2 protein-coding genes are annotated in these 1,671 nt (G+C 50.8%); both read left to right on the forward strand.

Annotation, left to right across the window (positions count from 1 at the left end; all coding sequences use genetic code 11):
- Window positions 1-62 precede the first annotated feature (62 nt).
- Window positions 63-656 (forward strand): flavodoxin, encoded by a 594-nt coding sequence (locus J5224_RS26885; protein WP_264628215.1) that lies wholly within the window; start codon window positions 63-65, stop codon window positions 654-656.
- Window positions 657-787: 131 nt separating this feature from the next.
- Window positions 788-1,671, forward strand: an 884-nt coding sequence (locus J5224_RS26890) for an aldo/keto reductase (RefSeq protein ID WP_264628216.1), incomplete at its 3' end; no start/stop codon positions are given.

Below are 1,671 nucleotides of genomic sequence, written 5' to 3' on the forward strand. Positions count from 1 at the left end.
GCTGCTCTGCTCCTGCATCACCGCGCGGGTTGTCTAGCATCCATTTCTGCGGAGAATCATACATGTCACACCAACACGATCGCACTCGAAGAGCGCTGCTTACCTCATTGGCCAGCTTAACTGTGGCGAAGATGGTTCTTCCTTCCTCCGCTAGCGCCAGCGCTGAGTTACCCCTAAAAGACCGACGCACTCTGGTCGCTTATTTATCCCGCAGTGGTAACACACGCGTCATCGCGGGGGTTATTCATCGCAGCCTGCAAAGCGATCTGTTTGAGATTGAGCCTGCCACGCCCTATCCGGATGATTATTTTCAGACGGTAGAGCAGGCAAAAATAGAACGCGACCGTGGCTTCAGGCCACCGTTAAAAAGCAGTGTCAGCAACATTGAACATTATCAAACGATTTATTTAGGTTTTCCTATTTGGGGGACAACCCTTCCCCCGGTGGTGCAAACCTTTCTCACTACCCACAATTTGGCAGACAAAGCGCTGGTTCCTTTTATCACCCATGGCGGATATGGCGTTGGTAACAGCGAAGCGGTATTAGCGACACTGGCACCCCATGCCAGACGAGAAAAACCGCTTATTATCGAATGCGATCAGGAGCGAAGAACCACGGAAACCGTGACCCGCTGGTTAACTACCTTCTCGCGCTAAATACCAAACGCGGGCGGTAATTAATGAATTCAGTTAATAAACCCTAGCGAATTAACGTGGCTAATCGAATTAATCGTGCTGCGCTATGCTTGCTGAATATCGGTAAAGCCGTTAACTGTAGGAGCGTAGTAATGCAAAAACGTTATTTGGGAACGTCTGGGCTTGAAGTATCTGCGCTAGGTCTGGGCTGCATGGGATTGAGCCAAGGCTACGGCCCGGCAACGGATACTCGTCAAGCCATTACACTCGTTCGCGCAGCCGTTGAGCGCGGTGTGACATTTTTTGATACCGCTGAAGTGTATGGACCCTATTTAAATGAAGACGTCGTCGGTGAAGCCTTGAAACCTTTACGCGATCGCGTGGTTATCGCTACAAAATTTGGCTTTAACATAGGCAACGACAATAAACAGCAGATGTTGAACAGTCGCCCGGAGCATATCCGTGAAGCCGTAGAAGGTTCACTACGTCGCCTTAAGACAGATGTTATCGATCTTCTCTATCAACACCGGGTTGATCCCGATGTCCCGATTGAAGATGTCGCGGGAACGGTGAAAGATCTGATAGCCGAAGGCAAGGTAAAACATTTTGGTCTTTCAGAAGCCGGTGCGCAGACCGTACGTCGTGCTCATGCAGTGCAACCCGTTGCCGCGTTACAAAGTGAATATTCCTTATGGTGGCGCGAGCCAGAACAAGAAATACTTCCACTGCTTGAAGAGCTCGGCATTGGTTTTGTGCCCTTCAGCCCGCTGGGCAGGGGCTTTCTGACTGGCACAATCAACGCCGAAACCACCTTTACAGAGAATGATTTCCGCAACGTGGTTCCCCGTTTCGCCGCAGAAGCTCTGAAAGCCAACGAAAAATTGGTGATATTACTGGCCGAACTGGCAACAGAACGCCGCACCACTCCCGCACAAATCGCACTGGCTTGGTTACTGGCGCAAAAACCCTGGATTGTTCCCATTCCAGGCACCACGAAGCTGCATCGGCTGGAGGAAAATTTGGCCGCCACAGTAAC

Source organism: Candidatus Symbiopectobacterium sp. NZEC135, from assembly GCF_025962695.1.

What these genes read in the sequence shown, in the direction of transcription:
- J5224_RS26885 (WP_264628215.1), top strand. Translation starts at nt 63, where the DNA reads ATGTCACACCAACACGATCGCACTCGAAGAGCGCTGCTTACCTCATTG.